This window comes from Peribacillus sp. YIM B13472 (assembly GCF_042788005.1).
GTDB lineage: Bacteria > Bacillota > Bacilli > Bacillales > DSM-1321 > Peribacillus > Peribacillus simplex_E.
Genome location: NZ_JBHZPG010000010.1, coordinates 36,048 through 54,934, shown reverse-complemented (window position 1 = coordinate 54,934; position 18,887 = coordinate 36,048). Strand labels below are relative to the sequence as shown.

Genomic DNA, 18,887 nt, shown 5'->3' with positions numbered 1-18,887 from the left:
AAGGGCGGGATTATATATGATAACTACAGTTCAAACAAAAACGTATCTTAACTATATTAACGGTGAATGGGTTGCTTCCATTTCAAATGAAGTTGAAAAAAGTTTAAACCCGGCAGATCATCAGGCAATTGTCGGATATGTACAGAAATCTGCCAAGGAAGATTTGAACCTGGCTGTGGAAGCGGCGAAAAAGGCGAAAGACAAATGGCGCAAACTAGCTGGTTCAGAGCGCGGGGAGTATCTATATAAAGTAGCGCAAATTCTTGAAAAGCGGATTGATGAAATCGCAGAATGTGCAACACGGGAAATGGGTAAGACCTTTGCAGAAACAAAAGGGGAAACGGCACGCGGTATTGCGATCTTGAAATACTATGCAGGAGAAGGAATGCGTAAAGTGGGGGATGTCATTCCATCCACCGACAGTTCAGCGCTTATGTTCACGACGCGCGTCCCGCTTGGTGTAGTGGGCGTCATTACACCTTGGAATTTCCCAATCGCCATTCCAATCTGGAAGATGGCTCCTGCTCTCGTTTATGGAAATACGATTGTGGTGAAGCCAGCCACCGAGACGGCCATCACCTGTGCGAAAATCATGGAGTGTTTTGAAGAAGCCGGTTTACCGGCGGGTGTTATCAATATGGTCACAGGGCCGGGCAGTGTCATCGGGCAGGGCATCGCCGATCATAAAGATGTAAACGGCATTACCTTTACCGGCTCAAACGGCGTTGGAAAAAGGATTGGACAAGCGGCGTTAGCACGCGGAGCGAAATACCAACTTGAAATGGGCGGGAAAAACCCGGTAATCGTTGCAGCGGATGCTGATCTAAATCTGGCTGTAGAAGCAGTCATTACAGGCGCGTTTCGTTCGACGGGGCAAAAATGTACCGCGACAAGCCGTGTCATCGTTGCAGCTGAAGTTTATGAAGAGTTCAAGCAGCTGCTGGTGAAAGAAACGAAAGGCATTTCCATCGGGGATGGATTGGACAGCGGGACATGGATGGGACCATGCGCTAGCGAAAATCAATTGAATACGGTTCTTTCCTATATAGAAAAAGGAGTGGAGGAAGGCGCTGAACTTCTAATTGGCGGGAAGCGTGCTGTAGAAGGCACCCAGGCAAATGGCTTTTATGTAGAGCCTACGATTTTTGATAACTGCACGTCAGATATGACAATTGTACAGGAAGAAATTTTTGGTCCGGTGATTGCTTTATTGAAAGCTGATTCAGTTGAAGAAGCCCTGCAACTTGCGAACAGCGTCGAATACGGTCTAAGTGCTTCGATTTTTACAGCCAATATCCAGCATTTGCTATCATTTGTTAACGATATGGAAGCCGGATTGATCAGGGTTAACGCCGAAAGTGCAGGCGTTGAATTACAGGCGCCATTTGGCGGCATGAAAAACTCCAGCTCCCACTCCAGGGAACAAGGAGAAGCAGCAAAAGAGTTTTTTACATCCATTAAAACGGTGTTTGTCAAATAATATAACGTGAATGATCAATAGATAACGCTTTCGAATTAATGATTAAAGAACTTATGAAGTTAATAAATCTGGAAGGAAGTTAAATAAGGAAATCGCAGGGACGCCAATTATTACAGATATGAAGGTTATTCCAGTAGCAGGCTATGATAGTGCCCTGCTCACACTAAGTGGCTGTCATATACAGGTATCGGTGAGATCCATGGCGGCGATGATATTACTAGAATGATAGAAAGTTATCGTCCATTTGTGGTAGGACAAGAGATTGCCGATTATAGAGGTTGTATTACTGCAATACGTAAAGGTGGTTTGAGTCCAGGATTTGCAGCATCGGTACCTTATCACTGGGTTTCTTTTATCCAGCATTATCGTATTAGCTAACTTCATTTCAAATATTTTTCTTCTTATCCTAATCATGTCCATTGCCTTTTTCGCAAAAGGTTTGGCAGGTCTTACATGGTCTCTTGTCGGTGATATGGCACCAAAAGAACTTATTGGTTTAACTGGAGGTATTTTTAATACCATTGGGAATATCGCAGGTATAGTAACACCACTTGTCATTGGCTTTATTTTAGCCAAAACGAATTCCTTTAGTGGTGCCCTGATCTTTGTTGCCAGTGTATTGTTCGTAGGAGCTCTATCCTACATTTTCATAGTGAATAAACCTGAAAGAATCATATTAATAGATAAAAATTAACAGAAGGAAAGAAAACGAACTTTTGAAAATTGAAGATCCCCAAGCATAAGGAATATAATTGAAGCCATTTAAAAAGCAACATTTATATCTATGAAAGACAAGTATGCTAGCTTTATTATATTGAAAGGGTTGGTAAAGTGGATACGAAAACGCAACTGACGGAGGTACCGCTTTATATTAAGGTAAATGGGATGGACAATGTCGCCATCGTGGTTAATACGGGGGGCTTGGATCAAGGAACCGTTTTCCCTTGTGGGCTTGAATTGAAAGAAAGAGTACCACAAGGTCACAAAGTGGCTTTAATGGATATAGTCGAGAATGAAGCCATCATCCGCTATGGGGAAGTTATCGGTTATGCGGCTGAACCAATCGGTAAGGGCTGTTGGATTGACGAGTCACTGGTGATGCTTCCGGCTTCTCCAGATTTAAAGGAATTGCCGGTTGCAAATGATATACCCAAAACTTTACCCCCGCTTGAAGGATATACATTTCAAGGATTCCGCAATGAAGATGGCAGTGTTGGAACCAAGAATATATTAGGCATTACAACAAGCGTTCAATGTGTAGTAGGCGTGCTGGATTTCGTGGTGAACCGGATAAAAAAAGAGCTTCTCCCGAAGTATCCCAATGTGGATGATGTTGTCGCCATAAATCACAACTATGGGTGCGGAGTTGCAATCAATGCACCAGAAGCGGTTATTCCCATTCGCACGATACAGAACCTTGCGAAACACCCGAATTTCGGCGGGGAAGCCTTGGTAGTTGGACTGGGGTGTGAAAAACTGTCTCCAATGAGAATAAATCCAAGCGGGGACGATTCAGATATCATTTCCCTTCAGGATCAGCAGGGATTTGCGGGAATGGTCCAATCCATTATGGAAATGGCCGAGGAACGTTTAATCAAGTTGAACCGCAGGCAGCGGGAGACTATTCCGGTTTCCGAATTAGTCATCGGTACGCAGTGTGGAGGAAGTGATGCATTTTCTGGTGTGACAGCTAACCCTGCAGTAGGATATGCTACAGATCTGTTAGTTAGAGCAGGGGCAACCGTTTTATTTTCTGAAGTCACAGAAGTACGCGATGCGATTCATCTATTGACGCCTCGTGCAGTGAATGAAGAAGTAGGGAGAGCGTTAATAAAGGAAATGGATTGGTATGATAACTACCTTGCTTTAGGTGATGCCGATCGAAGTGCAAATCCGTCGCCAGGAAACAAAAAAGGCGGATTGGCCAATGTAGTGGAAAAATCATTAGGCTCCATTGCCAAATCCGGAGGCAGCCCCATTTCAGGCGTATTGGCTCCAGGTGAAAAAGCAACGGAAAAAGGGCTGATTTTTGCAGCTACACCAGCTAGTGACTTTGTTTGCGGAACGCTGCAGCTAGCTTCCGGCATGCACCTTCAAGTTTTTACAACTGGAAGAGGCACACCTTATAATCTGGCAATGGCTTCCGTCATCAAAGTATCTACACGAAATACATTGACCGAGCAATGGAAAGATCTGATTGATATAAATGCAGGAACTATCGCTACAGGTGAAGCAACCATAGAGGATGTTGGGTGGGAAATATTTCACCTCATTTTGGAAGTGGCCAGCGGTAAAAAGAAAACCTGGGCAGAGCATTGGGGCCTGCATAATGATTTGGCACTGTTCAATCCTGCGCCAATTACCTAATAATGATTAACTAAGAAGGACTTTCCTTTAAAAGGGGTCCTTTTTTTGTTGGTCCAATTTTTAAAGCCGTCATTATTTTTTTCCTCCAGAAAAGAGGACCGACTGACTTTTAGTTGAAGTTATTCATGAACGATTAGTTTCCATCATGACGAAAAAAGGGCGATACTGAACAGGAGGGATATCATGGTCACATTCAGGAATGCGACAGTAAAAGACTTAAGTGAAATAGTACGGATGTTAGCGGATGATGTATTGGGGAGGGAAAGGGAACGCTATGAAAATCCCCTTCCTGAAAGCTATCTAAAAGCATTTGCATCCATTGATGCAGATGAGAATAATGAATTGATCGTAGCATGTCTTGGTGAGGAAATCGTTGGGGTGCAGCAAATCACGTTCACCCCATATATTACCCATCAAGGCGGTTGGAGAGCAACGATCGAAGGGGTTCGGACGGCATCTTCAGAACGAGGGAAAGGCATTGGAAGCAAGTTGATTCAATATGCGATTGACCGTGCCAGGAAGCGGGGCTGCCATATCATTCAGCTGACGACCGATAAAAAGCGGGAAGAAACGCTGCGATTTTATGAACGTTTAGGATTTAAAGCCACTCATGAAGGCATGAAAATGAAGCTTTAATTCACCGTCTTTTGACCCCTTTTTCTGTGCACAACAATTTGTCTGGTATTATATGTTAAAATTATTCGTGAGATATTAATAGATGTGCAGGATTCTTGATGAAAGGGTGTGCTCGATGGAAAACCAAGCATGTATTCAGAAGAGGTACGGTGTAATTAGTTTTACTTCATTCATCATTGGAATCATTTGCTTTTTTACTGTTTTTATTACACCTATTAGAATGGAAAATATCGGGAGCGTGACTGGTGATTATATAACATTTTTCCTTACGATTGCCGGCATCGGCCTATCTGTCATAGGAATTTTGAAGAAAACGGAGAAAAAAGTGATCCCGATCATTTCTTTGGTTTTTTCCTCCTCATTTTTTATATTTTGGGTGATCGTCATCACTTTGTTGTTAACGGGTGAAATAGAATTGCCCCGTAGATCAAATTAAATCTACTAAAGGGGGTTTTTCAATGATAAGAAGTTTATATGAAGCGCATTTACCGGTTCGTGATTTGAAACGTTCCATCGAGTTCTATGAGGGCCTTGGTTTGCAGTTGGATCACAAGGTTGAAGAGAATCTGGCTTTTCTATGGATTGAAAAGGATAAAAGTTGGTTGGGGCTTTGGGAAACGGAAAAAGTGGAGGTTGAGTATCATCCTTCCCTACGGCATATCGCTTTTCAAGTATCATTGGAAGATCTAAAGAGTTCAGTTGCATGGCTTGAAGATAGAGGCTATGCCCCAAGAGAAGCTTTTGGATTTCTACCAGTTGAACCTTTCGTAATGCCTCACGGGGAATATGCCCACGCTAAAATTCACTTCAATGATCCAGACGGAAACAGTTTGGAGTTTATTAGTAAACTGGAGAATCCCAAAAAATTACCAATCGTATGTATTTAAGTGAATGGGAACATGAATACAGAAGTGAAAAAAGCGAATGACAGATGGGTGAAAATTTCAAGAATAATAATCATTCATATATGTTTTATGTCAGAGCAGAATGGAGAATCATAGAATGAATGTCAAAGCGGAATTATATTGGAATGAATTTTGGCAGGGGAAGGATGAAGAAAAACCCCAGGCAGTCAGTGCATGGCAATTCGGGGCTGATCCCGATCATTTGGCTCAATTAGTGATGGATGGGATAAAAACGGCTACGTGCTCTGGGTATGTTTTTTATGAAGAGGAAAATGAACCATTACCATCCGTGGGTGATTACAGCATTATTTTAAGTAGTGATGATGAGCCCTTAGCCATCATCCAAACAGTGAAAGTCGAAATATTGCCCATGAATGAAGTGAGTGAAGAGTTTGCGATTGCAGAAGGAGAAGGCGATAGAACTTATACATACTGGTGGGATGCTCATGAAAAATGGCTGAAAGAGGAATTGGACAAAATCGGCCACACCTTTAAAGAAGATATGCTGCTTGTGTGTGAGCGTCTTGAATTGATACATGTAAAGTGAATGCAGACGGTTCGTACGGAAGTGAGCGATAAGTGTTTTCGTTCAATGATTTGCTATAATGGGTCATTGGATTGAAAAACTTATAGAAAGATAGGTATTTGCATGAAAAAGAAACTGATATTCATTGGTTTGGGAATCCTGGTTGTTTTCCTGCTATTGCTTGGTACGTATAAATTAATGAATTCGAGAACATATCAGGTATTCGGAGGATTGACGGATAATGTCGAGACGAATGAAAAAGTGGTCGCTTTGACTTTTGATGATGGCCCATCGAAGAATGTGAATCAGATCCTTCCGTTATTGGATAAATACGATGTAAAAGCTACATTCTTCCTGATTGGTAACGAAATCGAAAAGTACCCAGAGGAAGCTGGAAAAATAGCGAAAGCAGGACATCAGATTGGGAATCACACGTATTCCCACAGGCGAATGGTTTTTAAATCGTCTTCTTTTATCAAGGCGGAAATCGAGAAAACGGATAAATTAATTCAGAACTCCGGATATAAGGGTGAAATTGACGTCCGGCCGCCAAACGGGAAAAAAATCATTGGTTTGCCATATTATTTAAATGAAAATGATAGAGAGAGCATTACCTGGAATCTGGAACCAGATAGCTATTACACTTCAGCTTCAGACAAAGTGAAGTATGTGAAGGAAAATATCAAACCAGGTTCGATCATCCTGATGCATCCGATGTATGATGATACGGGTAAAGAACTTCAAGCGATTGAAGGGATATTGCAAGAGTTAACGAAAGAAGGGTATACATTTGTAACGGTCAATGAACTTCAAGAAATGTAGTTTCATTTATACCGTCCGAACGATTTTCGAAGAAAAGGGTTGCTGCGGCAGCCCTTTTTTATTTGGTATAAAGAATAGTACAAAACGTGTGCAGCATATTGTTTCTTAACGGAATTCGTTATAAGGGCATGCATTCGCCTGGATTATTCCTTAGTGTTAATAAAGCTATTTAAAATGGGGCTGGTTACTTGTATCGAAATAAATATACCGCTCTGATCATCATTTTGTGTTTCCTGTTATTCCTATTTCTTGTCGTGCTCCTTTTTCGCCACATCACGGTATACTTCGTGTATAGCTCGGGCATCGCCCCGTTATTGTTTATCGGGGTAATGGTTTTGGCTATCGTTATGCTTTTTTTCAAAGGATATAAATAATCGAGTTTGTCTTCTGGTTATAAGGGTTTGTACAATTTGAACGTTGATTTCCTCTCCAGGCACTCGCTTTCCGCGGGCGGTCCGGGAGCCTCCTCGACGCTTCGCGCCTGCGGGGTCTTCCTTGGACTCGCTTTTCCCGCAGGAGTCTCGTACCTTACGTTCCAATCAACTTTGTTTTAAAATTTAGATAGAACTCCTTTTGTCTAAAAACTGGAGGCTGCTGTGCAGCCTTTTTTTATGTGGAAAAAAGTTCTCCGAATCGAAAGACATAAAAAAATATAAAAATCAATAAAAAATTAACACTCCAACATTAGTAATATATGGTAAGATTTGAAATGGAATTATTTTCTTTTAAATTATATTCAGGGGTGATTAGTACGTGGAGTTTTTTACTAAGTGGTCGTTTAAGAACAAGGCTGCCGTATCATTGGTAACCATATTTATTTTGTTGATAGGAGTTGTCAGTTATTTTAAGCTGCCGATGGAATTTTTACCATCTGCTGATAATCCACAAGTTACGATTATCACAATGGGGCAGGGCACCGATTCGAAAACGATGGAAGCACAAGTTACAGATCCGATTGAAAGAGCAGTCACTGGAGTTAAAGGAAAGAGTTCCATATACTCCACCACGGGAGATGGATTTTCAAAAGTAGATCTATTCTTTGAAGCCGGATCGGATATGAAACAAGCGAAACTTGATGTTCAAGAGGCTTTAGGCAGTGTAGCATTGCCACAAAGCATGACAAAGCCTACTGTTACACAGTTAAATACATCTATGATTCCCATTTCATTTGTTTCCGTTACTTTTAAGGATGGATTAACAGCTGAAAATATAGACTTTACCAAGAAAGAATTAGAGCCTCTGTATAAAGATATTAAAGGGGTTTCGGATGTACAGACATTTGGAGTTTCCCAATCCGTTCTTTCAGTCAAAGTGGATAATGAAGAATTGGCTAAAAAGAAAGTCTCCATTCAAGATGTCATGAACGTCCTTAACGGTCAGAATGCAGCTTTGGCCGTAGGCGAAAAAGTGATTGATGGGAAGGCAAGTAACATCAAGGTTATCGGAGATTTAACAAGTATTGAAAAATTAAAAGCGTTAAAGGTCACTCCAAATGTCACTCTTGGAGAGATAGCAAAAGTTGAAGAAGCGAAGGATGGTAACCTCATCAGCCGTTTTAACGGAAAGGAAAGCATTGACTTAAGCATAATCAAGGACAGTCAATCAAATGCTGTTACAATCAGTAAAGAGGTTGAAAAAGTAGCTAAAGACATTAATGAAAAGTATAGTGACCAGAAATCGACCATTTATTTATCTACAGCTGATATGGTGGAGACTTCCGTTCAGACGATGGTAAAAGAAGTTCTGCTAGGTGCGCTATTCGCTACGATAGTAATCATGGTCTTTTTACGGAATGTACGATCTACATTCATTACAATCGTATCCATACCGCTATCTCTTGGCTTTACGTTATTTTTGCTGTCATTGTCGGGAGTGACGCTGAATATTTTGACGCTTGGCGGTGTCGCTGTAGCGATCGGGCGCTTGGTGGACGATAGTATTGTTGTTATTGAAAATATTTTCCGGAAAATGCAGCAGGAGAAGATTTCAATTGAATTGGTCATGGATGCAACTAAAGAAGTGGGAGTGGCGATAACAGCTTCAACCCTTACGACTGTGGCCGTTTTCTTGCCGGTTGCCTTATTGAATGGAGGGCTTCAAGAGTTTCTTCTTCCTTTCGCTTTGACTGTCACTTATTCTTTGCTGGCTTCTTTAATCGTGGCATTAACGGTTGTTCCGTTAATGAGTGCAGGATTGCTGAAAAGGACGGAGCTGCCAAAACATCGACCGGCCAAGCGTTTTACCAAGCTCGTTACTTGGTCACTAAACCATAAATGGGTTGTCTTGATTGTTGCTATACTGTTGTTTGTCGGTTCCATTGGTACATATTTTGCCATGCCAAAAGGGGCGATTGATAATTCTTCAGCAGACTATGTCTCTGTGACATTAACTTATCCAAATGATCAGCCCTATGAAAAAGTGAAGGAAAAAGCGATTGAACTCGAAGAAACGATGCAGGGTATGAGTGAAGTGGATAATATTTTCATGCAATTAGGCAACTCTGCCGAATCAGCACAATATGGCGAAGTCACATCACCTACAGAAGCGATTTTCGGCATCCTGGTAAAGGATAAAGCAAATGTAGATACGATCCTGAAAAAAATGGAAAAGGAACAAGAAAACTATCCTGATGCGAAGCTTACGGCCACCGCCTCTTCATTTATGATGGGGGCATCAAAGACGAACATTACGATAGATGTGATCGGCAGTAATGTTGAAGATTTGGAACTGACGGCCAATAAGGTCAAAGAAAGTATACAGGATATTAAAGGAATTGAAGAAGTAACAACGAACCAAGACGAAAAGAAAACCATTTATTCATTCAAGGTAGATCCGGCTAAAGGCAATACAGAACAAATAGGTCAACAATTAGGTATCATGCTTAATAAAACGCCTATCGGAAATATAACTTTACAGGATAAGCAGACACCTGTCGTCCTTGAACCAATCTTAGATCCTAAAAAACCAGAGGATTTAAAAAGTATTCCGATCATGACAGATGGCGGTCTAGCCCCAGTGTCAAAGGTCGCTTCTTTAAAGAGCGAAGAGAGTGCAACAACGCAGTTCCATAAAGATGGGGAAACGTATCTTCAGTTGACGGCAACGGTCGATCCGACTAAGCTTTCCGATATTGCAAGCAAAATAAATCTTGAGATATTTGGAGATAAAGAGAACAAAGGCCTTGATATTCCGAATGATGTAGATATTCTAGTCGGGGGAGCCAGTGCTCAGCAAACAGATGATTTTTCCGATTTGTTCCTTACGATGTTAATATCAATCGGCATTGTCTTTTTAATCATGGTTATAACATTCAAATCGATCAAAGCACCGATCGCCATTCTATTTTCCTTGCCATTCGCTGCCATTGGAGCGGTATTAGGATTGGTTATCAGTCGAATTCCAGTCGATATTACAGCACTGCTGGGTGCTCTCATGTTAATTGGAATTGTTGTGACAAACGCGATTGTGCTTCTGGATCGAGTCAAGCAAAACGAAGAAAAAATGATTATCCGTGATGCGATCGTCGAAGCGACAGCCACTAGATTCCGTCCGATCATAATGACGGCTGTAGCAACGATTTGTGCCATGCTGCCCCTATTATATAAAAAAGCGGAAACAGGAAGCTTGGTTTCACAAAGTTTAGCGATCGTTGTTATTGGCGGGTTAGCTGTGTCTACACTGCTCACACTTATCGTCATTCCATGTATATACGAATTGCTGTACTATAAAAAATCGAAAAAACAGAGAAAGAAAAAGAGAGAACCCGTTAACGAACAAATCGAGATGTAATAATAAAAAGTTTGTAGAGAAAGCAACGCTTTCTTTACAAACTTTTTTTCTAAAATAGTACATGTTCTTTAGTTTTTTAAAAATAATGGTTGACTTTCCTTCAACCTGTAACTAGAATGGTTACAGCAGGGGATGATACAATCGGCTGTGCAGTTACTAAATGCAATGTTCTTATATTAATATTTTTTTGGTCTGTATTGTAACTGATTTGATTACAAGTTTAGCCAATGATGAAAAGTGAGGGAATATATGATGACAGTGAAAATTAAAGCGTATTCTGATTTTATATGTCCATTTTGTTTTTTAGGTAAAGGTCCTTTGGACGAAATCGTGAAGGAAAAGGATGTAGAAGTGGAATGGATGCCATTTGAATTACGTCCGAGTCCATATTCCAAAATTGATCCATGGAATGAACCCGATAAGTTGAATTCATGGGATTCTTACATTCTCCCAGTTGCGAAAAAACTAGGAGTGGATATGCGTTTACCCCGTGTCTCCCCGCATCCATATACACATTTGGCGTTCGAAGGGTGCCATTTTGCAAAGGAGCATGGAAAAGGGAATGAGTTCCACAACAGAGTATTTACAGCGTTTTTTCAAGAGGAACAAAATATTGAAGATATTGAAGTATTGACAAAATTAGCGGGTGAAGTTGAACTTCCTGTAGATGCTTTTAGAGAAGCATTAGTGTCACGAAAGTATCGGGAAGTGCACCAAGAAGCGCTGAAACATGCTTATGAAGAAGCAGATATCAGGGCTGTCCCGACGTTTATTATTGGTGATGAAGTCATTCAAGGACTAGCCAGCAAAGAAAGGTTAGCGCAAGTCATTGAGAAGGAAGAAGCAAAAAATAAACGGAATGAATTTGAGGGCCTGCAATGTGATGGTAAGGGGAATTGCTAAAAGCCTTTTGAGGATTAAATGAAATTAAATAAATCATAATTTGGAGGAGTCAAAATGTCAGCAACTACAACAAATTTAAAAGAAGCAATTATCAATCGTCGTTCCATCCGTAAGGTGAAAAAGAACGAAAATATTACGAAAGAAAGAATGAATGATGTATTAAAAACGGCTTTACATGCACCAACTTCATTTAATATGCAAAGTGGACGAGTGGTGGTAGTGATGGATGACGAGCATGAAAAGTTCTGGGATATTGTAAAAGAAACACTTCGTTCCCGTGTTCCGGAAGAGAGCTTTGCGGCAACAGTAGAACGATTACAAGGATTTCGTGATGGAGTGGGTACTATTCTATTCTTTGAAAATCAAGAAACAATAGAACAAATGCAAGAAAAAGCACCCTCCTATAAAGAACAGTTTCCATATTGGTCCCATCAAGGAAATGCTATGCTTCAGTATGCAATATGGATGACTTTATCAGCGGAAGGCATAGGGGCATCTTTACAACATTATAATCCAATCATTGATGAAGAAGTGATGAAGACTTGGGATCTTCCGGGGAAATGGTCGTTGATAGCTCAAATGCCATTTGGTGAGCCGAATGAACAACCAGGAGAAAAAACGTTCCTACCTTTCGAAGATATTGTGAAATTTTATTAATTCAAATTTAGGGTTGGGATACTAGATTAACCAAGAGCGCGTTTACTCTTAATGAGTAAAACGTGCTCTTTTTTTTGAAGACACATTCCAGCAGCATTACAGATACAGGGAAGGTGAAGCGAAAATATGCGTTCCTGATATTCATCCTGCATATAATAGCGGAGGTAAATAATTGACAATGAGAATCATTTTCATTTATAGTAAGGTGTGTAATGAAAGTAATTCTCAATTAGGAAGGTGATATAGTTGAAGGTATTCATTGGTTATGTCAGTTATCCTGTAATACCGAGAAAATGGCTATGAACATAAAGAATAGAATGAAGGCTGTCGGCTGTGAAGTATATATGGAAAGATTGGATACTGTTGAAGTTGATGCATTAAAGGATTTTGATTTGGCCTTTATTGGTTTATATACATGGAATCTTGAAGATTTACCGTATGAAGCACACGAGTTTTATGAAGAAATTGACCAAGTGGAATTTGCTGGAGTGAAAGTCGCATTCTTTGGTGCCGGCGACTTGACATATTCGAAACCTTGCGCCGCGATAGATATTCTTTCCGATAAAATGAAGCAATGTGGATTTGCTATATATGATCGAGTATTGAAAATACACCAGGAAAGCACTACATACGAACAATTAAGGAAATGTGAAGACTTTGCAGAGCAAGCCCATATATGGGGAAGCAATAGGAAGAAGTGGAGATTCTTCATGTGGGATCGGATGCTAGGCAGCCCAAAATACCAAAAGTCAGCATTTTTGTTAAGGAGGGTCCTTGATGATTACCCAATTAAGTTCAAAGGCAGAAGCAAAAAAAGAGGAACTTATACAAGAACTTCTGAAATTAGGGATTTTTAAAAAATATAATAAGCAACTATACGAGCTTCCGATAGTTGTTTTACAGAAGGAATTCAATCACTTGAGAGGTGAATTAAAAAATGTCTAGGAGAAGGAAATCTTATACTGAACTGCTAAAAGAAAACCGCGAACTTCTGTTGCATGACAAAATGGAAGTGGAACGCATCTATACAAAAATCGATCAAAAAGCCATCAATGAAAAAAAGGGAAGTAAGCAAGTACAATCATGACTGGTTAAAAATTTATAACTAATTGTTTCGGTAACAAACATCTTGAATTTTTTGTTTTTTTTGAACAAGGAAATGATCAAAAATATAAATAAGGTGATTAAGATGAAGGCTAACATGAATAAAATTTTGCCAGTTGTCGCTTCAGTCGGAGTAGGTATTGCTACTTATCAGATGTTGAGTGGAAATGGCGGGAAAATGAAAAATATGGTGCCGCTTGCCACTAACTTGATGGGCATCGGAACTGGGATGCAAGGGCAGAATCAACAGCAGCCATAAAATCATAAAAACAAAATGATCCCCTTTTGGGGATTATTTTGTTTTAGTCAAGGAAGGGACCTCCATCATATAAGCTTAATGCACACCATGGATACTATTTGCCATTTTTTATAATTTAAGTAATAAAACACCAATTAAACAACTCCATACGTTATAATGATTGGGCTCCAAGGAAAGTGTCAGAAACCTGCAGGAGTGATCAAATGAATGGAGGTTATTTGTGTTGAAGAAAAAATTATTGCTCATTATTCCAACAGTTGCCCTGATGTTGGCCCCGCTAGGAGCGGGAACTTCAATTACACACGCAGCATCAAAGGAGAAAATCGAAACGAAGGCGGAAACGCGCCCGACCCTCAGGAAAGGCTCACGTTCGAGTTATGTAAGAGACTTACAGCAAAGCCTTAAAGATGTTAAATATAATGTAGGCGTTGATGGGATTTTCGGTACCCAAACACAAAATGTGGTAAGGGAGTTTCAAGTGGATCATAACTTGAGTTCAGATGGTATCGTCGGTCCGCTGACATGGGCTGCTTTAGATGAAAATAAGGTGGAAAGAAAACAGTTCACGGAGAAAGACGCGATCGCGTTAGGGAAGAAGAAGCTGGGGAACAAGATCGTATTCAGCGGTGATGGCAGATTGCTGAAAGATGGCAAAGGAAAATCATATTACAATTATAAAGCGGCCAATCAAGATTGGATCGATCAAGGCGGCACAGGAACGATTGGATGGTTCTACATTTATAAAGATGGCCGTGTAGTGGAACAATAAAGGGATATATCATGCAAAGAATGTTCTCACTTTATGTGGGATTTTTTTATGGATATTAAAGAAGACTAAATACATCCATTTTTGGCTATAAATAACAAGTAAATATAGATATAATAGTAGATGAACAGCAATTTGGTATAGTGGGCGGCGGTCACTCCTTTTTAAGAAAGGGGGTGTCGCTGGTGATTTCTATTATGGACGGACTGATGCTAATGATTTCATTCGCCTCTTTAATCGTCGCAATAATCGCGGTTACATTAAAAAAGTAACCCCCTCCATACCATCCGGCCAGATGTATGTAGGAAAAGGGTTACTTTCATGATTGAGTAGCTACTGACTTACCACAGAAAGCCGCTGCTCTTTATGCAGTTTGCTGTTCATTAAGACGCTGGTTTAACCAGTGTCTTTTTTTTATATATGTTAGTTATCATTATTATATCCTCAATTTACCTATACATTCAACTAAAAAACATGGAAATAGCATCGATTGGTTTCTTTACGTACATTCAAGAGTTGGATTAACGAAGCTTTTGGTAAATAATTAGATTTTCGTTAATTTCCCGCCGGCTTCCAGTTTGAATAATTTCATTCCTTTATAAGATACAATCGATGGAATCATACAAAGCAAGGCCATCGGTAAACAATAAAGAAGATAGAAGTGCCCTCCGTTTTCCAGCGAGGGAATAAAGGCTAAAGCAACTAAGAGTAAAGTGAAAAAAATGATCGCGAAAATCCCGAAAGATTGATGATAGAATGCATGAATTTCCCTTCTTCGTTCCTCTTGGTTGGGTAAGGACTTTACTGATTTGTGCGTTCGAAGGAATAGGTACAAGGAGAACATTAGAAATAAAGCGGAAAATGGTAAAGCGATCGCAAATAATGAAACGTCAAGAATGGAAAGATAAAAGCTGGATAAAAAGAAAACTTCTGATACCCCTAATGCAAAACAATAATTGAAGATACTTATTCTATCAGGTTGTTTAAGCATGAAATCCCTCCTTCTATATCATATTATGCAACTGCTTTCATGTTCACCACTTTGTCACAATTAAAAAGAAAAAAAGTGCACCAAGAATCAAGCAAAATGCGTAAGTGGCATCGCTCGCTAACTAATCGGATTTATCAAGCATGCAGATGTTGAATAGAGTCTTCGCATATTACGAATAGTAATAAAATATCGCTTAAAGGGGAGTGCTCAATGACTGTAAAAACGGTAATAATTGGATTTCTTCTCGTTCTTCTATTATATTTCCTTTATGTAGTGCTGACGGCAGTGGTTCTTTTCCCCAAAGCAGAAAAAGAAGAAAATAGGCCGATTAAACAGGTGAATGCCTATATGGGTGAGAAGGAATCCACCGTGGATCGTGTCCTGCTTCTCGAAGACGGTTATGAGTCGGGACTCGCCCGAATGCGAATGATCCAGGAAGCCCAGCATTCAATCGATATTGCCTACTATTCTTTTGGAAAAGGCAAATCAACCGAACTTTTTCTTGGAGCCCTGATCGAAGCGGCTGACAGAGGTGTCAAAGTCCGAATCCTTCTGGATGGAATATCTCATGGACTCAGAGGTCAATTAAGCAGTGCCCGTTATGCATTGGCCTCGCATGAAAACATTGAATTAAGATATTACGAAACCGTTAAGCCATTTAAGCCGTGGACCTGGCATAATCGCCTTCATGACAAAATCATCATTGTAGATGGAAAGTTGGGCATCATCGGAGGGAGAAATATCGCCGATAAGTATTTAGCCAGCAAGCCGCCGAGGGATTCTGTCTATGACAGGGATGTACTCATTTTCAATGCTAAAGAGGAAAAAGATAGTGTAATCGTTGAAATGAAGGACTATTTGAATGAATTATGGACCCATCCGTATACGAGCGATGTCTTTTCGGACCTTTCGAAAAGGCAAACGGAAAAAGGTAAACGTGAAAGAGGTGCATTGGCGAATCAATACAGCATAGCTTTGCAAACTGAAGCCGATTTCGTTAATCCAGCCGTCGATTGGAGCAAGGCTACAACACCTACTAAAAAAGTGTCCTTCATCCATAATCCAATTGAACGTTTCAATAAATACCCTGTTGTGTGGAGATCTCTATTGGATATTGCGGCGAATGCCAATCAATCTGTATTTATCCAAAGTCCCTATATTGTTCCTACGGATGCCATGAAGAAATATGTACCGAAGAAGATGGATCCAAAGGCTGATTGGACGATACTTACCAACTCGACGGCATCAACCCCGAATGTGATCGCTTTTTCCGGATATTTAGCGCTTAGGGATAGTATCGTTGAAACGGGGGCAAGGCTTTATGAATATACAAAGCCTTATTCTTTGCATGGTAAATCGGTGGTTTATGATCAACGATTAAGTGCAGTGGGTTCCTACAATTTGGATTCTCGATCTGCCTTTTTAAATACAGAATCGATGGTGGTCATTGATAGTGAAGCATTTGCAGCGCAGTTGACAGGAGCCATCGAATCGAAAATCTCGAATAGTACACTCGTTGCTGACAATAAAAAATATATAGAACCACCTGAAGATCAGAAAAAGGAAGAGTCTTTTTTTAAAGCCACCTTTTTAAATGCCCTCTCGAAAATTACGGTATATTGGAATAGGTTCATTTGAATGATGACGAAAAGACAGCAATCTGAGTGATTGTTGTCTTTTTAGCCTTTCGCGGAGATTATCTTATGAATACATGTGTAATTTGCTATACTTGAGCAAGCTAATCACAACTATCGTAAGGAGAACAGAAACATGCAAACATTACAGCACCTATCGAAACATATTGCCTACCTGACGCCAGTTCAGGAAACGGATCGCCCGGTACTTGCCGCCGTGACGGGAAACAAGAAAACGCTCATCATCGATGCCGGTAACTCTGTCGGGCATGCACGGCTCTTTAAGGACGAATTGCTTCGGAATGAAATAAGCGGGAATTTCCTCGTTCTGACCCATTCACACTGGGACCATGTATTCGGGCTGGAGAATATAGGGATTCCGGTGATTTGTCAGGAAAAAACATACACTAACATTAAAGATATGCAGCAGCTTTCCTGGGAAGATCAAGCCCTTGATCAACGGGTCGAAGAAGGGACGGAGATTCCCTTTTGCGCCGATGCAATCAAATTGGAACATGGGACGAATAGAGAGATTACCTTCCCCCTGCCTGATATCATCTTTGAAAAAACGATGACGATCGATCTCGGCAATATAACCTGTATCATTGAACATGTTGGCGGCGACCATGCCAAAGATTCCTGCATCATTTATGTACAAGAGGAAAAAACACTATTTCTGGGAGACTGCCTTTATGCCAATCTTTATGCTGAAAAATGGAATTATACGGCTGAACAGGTGTCGTTGCTCATTAAGAAAATTGAAGCCTATGATGCCGAAACATATATCCTCTCCCATCATGCTCGGCCTTGCACGAAGCAGGAGATGGAGGCGGAGCTTAAGCTAATGAAAGAATGTGCCAGAACCGTGGTCAAACATCGGGGAAACCGAGATTTAATGGAGCAGGAATTGGCTGAAGAATTAAAGCGGGATTTAACCGAGGACGAGCTCGAAACGATTGGATTTTTCGTGAATGGGTATGTTGAGTGTACTGAAGAACACAAAAAGTTAAACACTTTATTATAAAGGTTTGGGCGGGGTAGGGGCTCGGTATGGAGCTCATACCCTTTAATTTGCCCTTTTTCCAAAACAGTCCTACAAAAAATCGTTAATAATCGTTAACAGTACTGAAACAATAAGAATGGATAGGAAACCTGATATAATTTTCCCTGCTTTTGCTCCTCTATGATCGGGATGAATATGACCCCTAATAAAGGAATGGATGAAAAATATAGCCGAATATAAAAACTGCACCTCCAATTGTTAGATGTTGTCTAACGATTAGGGTGCAGTTCAAATTAATTATGAGCTTTTTCCAGAGCTAGCTTTAACCCGAAACCAATCAAGACCGTCCCGGTTATACCCTCGAAAATCGCTTGGGTTCTAGGCTTTTTCATAAAAGCACTGATCTGGTTCAGCAGATAGATATAAAATACAAACCACAACGCAGTTAACACGGTATACGTTATGCCCATGATCAGGAACGGTAAAAACGTATCATTTCCCGCATTCACGAACTGAGGCAGAAACGTTAAAAAGAAGACGGCCACTTTAGGGTTCAGCAGGTTGGTAAGGAACCCCTGCTTAAAGCAAGACTGGTTTTCGTACTTACTTTTGACTGAAGTTTCAGCCGTTGCGGCTACTTGCTTATTCCTTAATCCCCATAAGGTTTTGAAGCCTAGATATACCAAGTAAACGGCACCGACATATTTGAAGACGGAAAATAGTAAAGCGGATTTCACAATGATTGCTGAAAGTCCGAACACGGCAGCTGATGTATGAATAAGCAGGGCACAGCATGTGCCGAACATCGTTTTAAAACCTCCCGACGTTCCCACGGTAACGGTGTTCCTTGTGGCTATTGCTGTATCTGGACCAGGTAAGATGATGAGAAGGATGCACATGATGATGAACAAATAAAAGTTTTCCATATTCGGACCTCCACTTTTAGTGATGAATTCTGAAAATTATAACATAGATGTAATTGGTTTAGTGAAAAAATTGATTATCTCAGGACAATGGAGGAGAGCGGAAATCGGCTTGACTAATG

General features: G+C 40.4%; 19 protein-coding genes and 1 pseudogene. 18 read left to right on the top strand and 2 right to left on the bottom strand.

What is annotated here, in order from left to right:
* Window positions 1-16 precede the first annotated feature (16 nt).
* From gucD to ACFX4I_RS10355, 16 genes and pseudogenes are all read left to right on the top strand, one after another.
* Window positions 17-1,480 (top strand): alpha-ketoglutaric semialdehyde dehydrogenase GucD, encoded by a 1,464-nt coding sequence (gene gucD / locus ACFX4I_RS10430; RefSeq protein ID WP_377420429.1) that lies wholly within the window; start codon window positions 17-19, stop codon window positions 1,478-1,480.
* Window positions 1,481-1,799: 319 nt separating this feature from the next.
* Window positions 1,800-2,174: an MFS transporter gene (locus tag ACFX4I_RS10425; protein ID WP_377420427.1), complete on the top strand. Its 375-nt coding sequence runs from the start codon at window positions 1,800-1,802 to the stop codon at window positions 2,172-2,174.
* 137 nt (window positions 2,175-2,311) lie between these two features.
* Window positions 2,312-3,847: a galactarate dehydratase gene (gene garD / locus ACFX4I_RS10420; RefSeq protein WP_377420425.1), complete on the top strand. Its 1,536-nt coding sequence runs from the start codon at window positions 2,312-2,314 to the stop codon at window positions 3,845-3,847.
* A 183-nt stretch (window positions 3,848-4,030) separates the two neighbouring features.
* On the top strand, window positions 4,031-4,483 hold the full coding sequence (locus ACFX4I_RS10415; RefSeq protein WP_230302035.1) for a GNAT family N-acetyltransferase: 453 nt from the start codon (window positions 4,031-4,033) through the stop codon (window positions 4,481-4,483).
* A gap of 115 nt (window positions 4,484-4,598) precedes the next feature.
* The gene (locus tag ACFX4I_RS10410; RefSeq protein WP_283932103.1) at window positions 4,599-4,919 is read left to right on the top strand and encodes a hypothetical protein; all 321 of its coding nucleotides are present in this window, start codon (window positions 4,599-4,601) and stop codon (window positions 4,917-4,919) included.
* A gap of 22 nt (window positions 4,920-4,941) precedes the next feature.
* A pseudogene (locus tag ACFX4I_RS10405) lies at window positions 4,942-5,411 on the top strand (VOC family protein).
* A gap of 74 nt (window positions 5,412-5,485) precedes the next feature.
* Complete coding sequence (locus ACFX4I_RS10400; protein WP_230302032.1) at window positions 5,486-5,935, top strand: ASCH domain-containing protein; 450 nt, start codon at window positions 5,486-5,488, stop codon at window positions 5,933-5,935.
* A gap of 102 nt (window positions 5,936-6,037) precedes the next feature.
* The gene (locus tag ACFX4I_RS10395) at window positions 6,038-6,736 is read left to right on the top strand and encodes a polysaccharide deacetylase family protein (protein ID WP_377420423.1); all 699 of its coding nucleotides are present in this window, start codon (window positions 6,038-6,040) and stop codon (window positions 6,734-6,736) included.
* A gap of 753 nt (window positions 6,737-7,489) precedes the next feature.
* Window positions 7,490-10,525, top strand: coding sequence for an efflux RND transporter permease subunit (locus tag ACFX4I_RS10390; RefSeq protein ID WP_377420421.1), 3,036 nt, complete (start codon window positions 7,490-7,492; stop codon window positions 10,523-10,525).
* Window positions 10,526-10,777: 252 nt separating this feature from the next.
* Entirely contained in the window at window positions 10,778-11,428 is a 651-nt protein-coding gene (locus ACFX4I_RS10385; RefSeq protein ID WP_377420554.1) for a DsbA family oxidoreductase, read from the top strand.
* A 54-nt stretch (window positions 11,429-11,482) separates the two neighbouring features.
* Window positions 11,483-12,085, top strand: coding sequence for a nitroreductase family protein (locus ACFX4I_RS10380; protein ID WP_230302029.1), 603 nt, complete (start codon window positions 11,483-11,485; stop codon window positions 12,083-12,085).
* A 242-nt stretch (window positions 12,086-12,327) separates the two neighbouring features.
* Window positions 12,328-12,942: a flavodoxin domain-containing protein gene (locus ACFX4I_RS10375; protein WP_377420552.1), complete on the top strand. Its 615-nt coding sequence runs from the start codon at window positions 12,328-12,330 to the stop codon at window positions 12,940-12,942.
* A complete protein-coding gene (locus ACFX4I_RS10370; protein WP_098372440.1) occupies window positions 12,863-13,030 on the top strand; it encodes a Fur-regulated basic protein FbpA in 168 nt (55 codons plus the stop codon). Before ACFX4I_RS10375 ends, ACFX4I_RS10370 begins: the two co-directional genes overlap by 80 nt.
* Window positions 13,023-13,172 carry an FbpB family small basic protein gene (locus tag ACFX4I_RS10365; RefSeq protein ID WP_098372439.1) on the top strand — a complete coding sequence of 50 codons (150 nt, stop codon included), beginning with the start codon at window positions 13,023-13,025 and terminating at the stop codon, window positions 13,170-13,172. Before ACFX4I_RS10370 ends, ACFX4I_RS10365 begins: the two co-directional genes overlap by 8 nt.
* A gap of 114 nt (window positions 13,173-13,286) precedes the next feature.
* On the top strand, window positions 13,287-13,448 hold the full coding sequence (locus tag ACFX4I_RS10360; RefSeq protein ID WP_377420419.1) for a hypothetical protein: 162 nt from the start codon (window positions 13,287-13,289) through the stop codon (window positions 13,446-13,448).
* Between the two features lie 220 nt (window positions 13,449-13,668).
* The gene (locus ACFX4I_RS10355; RefSeq protein ID WP_377420417.1) at window positions 13,669-14,217 is read left to right on the top strand and encodes a peptidoglycan-binding domain-containing protein; all 549 of its coding nucleotides are present in this window, start codon (window positions 13,669-13,671) and stop codon (window positions 14,215-14,217) included.
* 541 nt (window positions 14,218-14,758) lie between these two features.
* Here ACFX4I_RS10355 and ACFX4I_RS10350 read toward each other — a convergent pair.
* Window positions 14,759-15,205 (bottom strand): hypothetical protein, encoded by a 447-nt coding sequence (locus tag ACFX4I_RS10350; RefSeq protein WP_230302022.1) that lies wholly within the window; start codon window positions 15,203-15,205, stop codon window positions 14,759-14,761.
* Between the two features lie 210 nt (window positions 15,206-15,415).
* On the opposite strand from ACFX4I_RS10350, the gene ACFX4I_RS10345 reads away from it, so the two are divergent.
* Both ACFX4I_RS10345 and ACFX4I_RS10340 read left to right on the top strand, forming a co-directional pair.
* Window positions 15,416-16,843, top strand: coding sequence for a phospholipase D-like domain-containing protein (locus tag ACFX4I_RS10345; RefSeq protein ID WP_377420415.1), 1,428 nt, complete (start codon window positions 15,416-15,418; stop codon window positions 16,841-16,843).
* A 132-nt stretch (window positions 16,844-16,975) separates the two neighbouring features.
* Window positions 16,976-17,863, top strand: a complete 888-nt coding sequence (locus tag ACFX4I_RS10340; protein ID WP_377420413.1) for an MBL fold metallo-hydrolase — start codon at window positions 16,976-16,978, stop codon at window positions 17,861-17,863.
* Between the two features lie 272 nt (window positions 17,864-18,135).
* Here the strand turns inward: ACFX4I_RS10340 and ACFX4I_RS10335 are convergent, their stop codons facing one another.
* Complete coding sequence (locus tag ACFX4I_RS10335; RefSeq protein ID WP_377420412.1) at window positions 18,136-18,768, bottom strand: LysE family translocator; 633 nt, start codon at window positions 18,766-18,768, stop codon at window positions 18,136-18,138.
* Between the last annotated feature and the right edge of the window lie 119 nt (window positions 18,769-18,887).

Bases quoted from the DNA above. Each gene is read 5' to 3' on its own strand.
- ACFX4I_RS10340 (WP_377420413.1), top strand. From the start codon at position 16,976: ATGCAAACATTACAGCACCTATCGAAACATATTGCCTACCTGACGCCA.
- ACFX4I_RS10400 (WP_230302032.1), top strand. From the start codon at position 5,486: ATGAATGTCAAAGCGGAATTATATTGGAATGAATTTTGGCAGGGGAAG.
- ACFX4I_RS10395 (WP_377420423.1), top strand. From the start codon at position 6,038: ATGAAAAAGAAACTGATATTCATTGGTTTGGGAATCCTGGTTGTTTTC.
- ACFX4I_RS10335 (WP_377420412.1), bottom strand. From the start codon at position 18,768: ATGGAAAACTTTTATTTGTTCATCATCATGTGCATCCTTCTCATCATC.
- ACFX4I_RS10415 (WP_230302035.1), top strand. From the start codon at position 4,031: ATGGTCACATTCAGGAATGCGACAGTAAAAGACTTAAGTGAAATAGTA.
- ACFX4I_RS10380 (WP_230302029.1), top strand. From the start codon at position 11,483: ATGTCAGCAACTACAACAAATTTAAAAGAAGCAATTATCAATCGTCGT.
- ACFX4I_RS10365 (WP_098372439.1), top strand. From the start codon at position 13,023: ATGTCTAGGAGAAGGAAATCTTATACTGAACTGCTAAAAGAAAACCGC.
- ACFX4I_RS10350 (WP_230302022.1), bottom strand. From the start codon at position 15,205: ATGCTTAAACAACCTGATAGAATAAGTATCTTCAATTATTGTTTTGCA.
- ACFX4I_RS10370 (WP_098372440.1), top strand. From the start codon at position 12,863: ATGATTACCCAATTAAGTTCAAAGGCAGAAGCAAAAAAAGAGGAACTT.
- ACFX4I_RS10410 (WP_283932103.1), top strand. From the start codon at position 4,599: ATGGAAAACCAAGCATGTATTCAGAAGAGGTACGGTGTAATTAGTTTT.
- ACFX4I_RS10360 (WP_377420419.1), top strand. From the start codon at position 13,287: ATGAATAAAATTTTGCCAGTTGTCGCTTCAGTCGGAGTAGGTATTGCT.
- gucD (WP_377420429.1), top strand. From the start codon at position 17: ATGATAACTACAGTTCAAACAAAAACGTATCTTAACTATATTAACGGT.
- ACFX4I_RS10345 (WP_377420415.1), top strand. From the start codon at position 15,416: ATGACTGTAAAAACGGTAATAATTGGATTTCTTCTCGTTCTTCTATTA.
- ACFX4I_RS10385 (WP_377420554.1), top strand. From the start codon at position 10,778: ATGACAGTGAAAATTAAAGCGTATTCTGATTTTATATGTCCATTTTGT.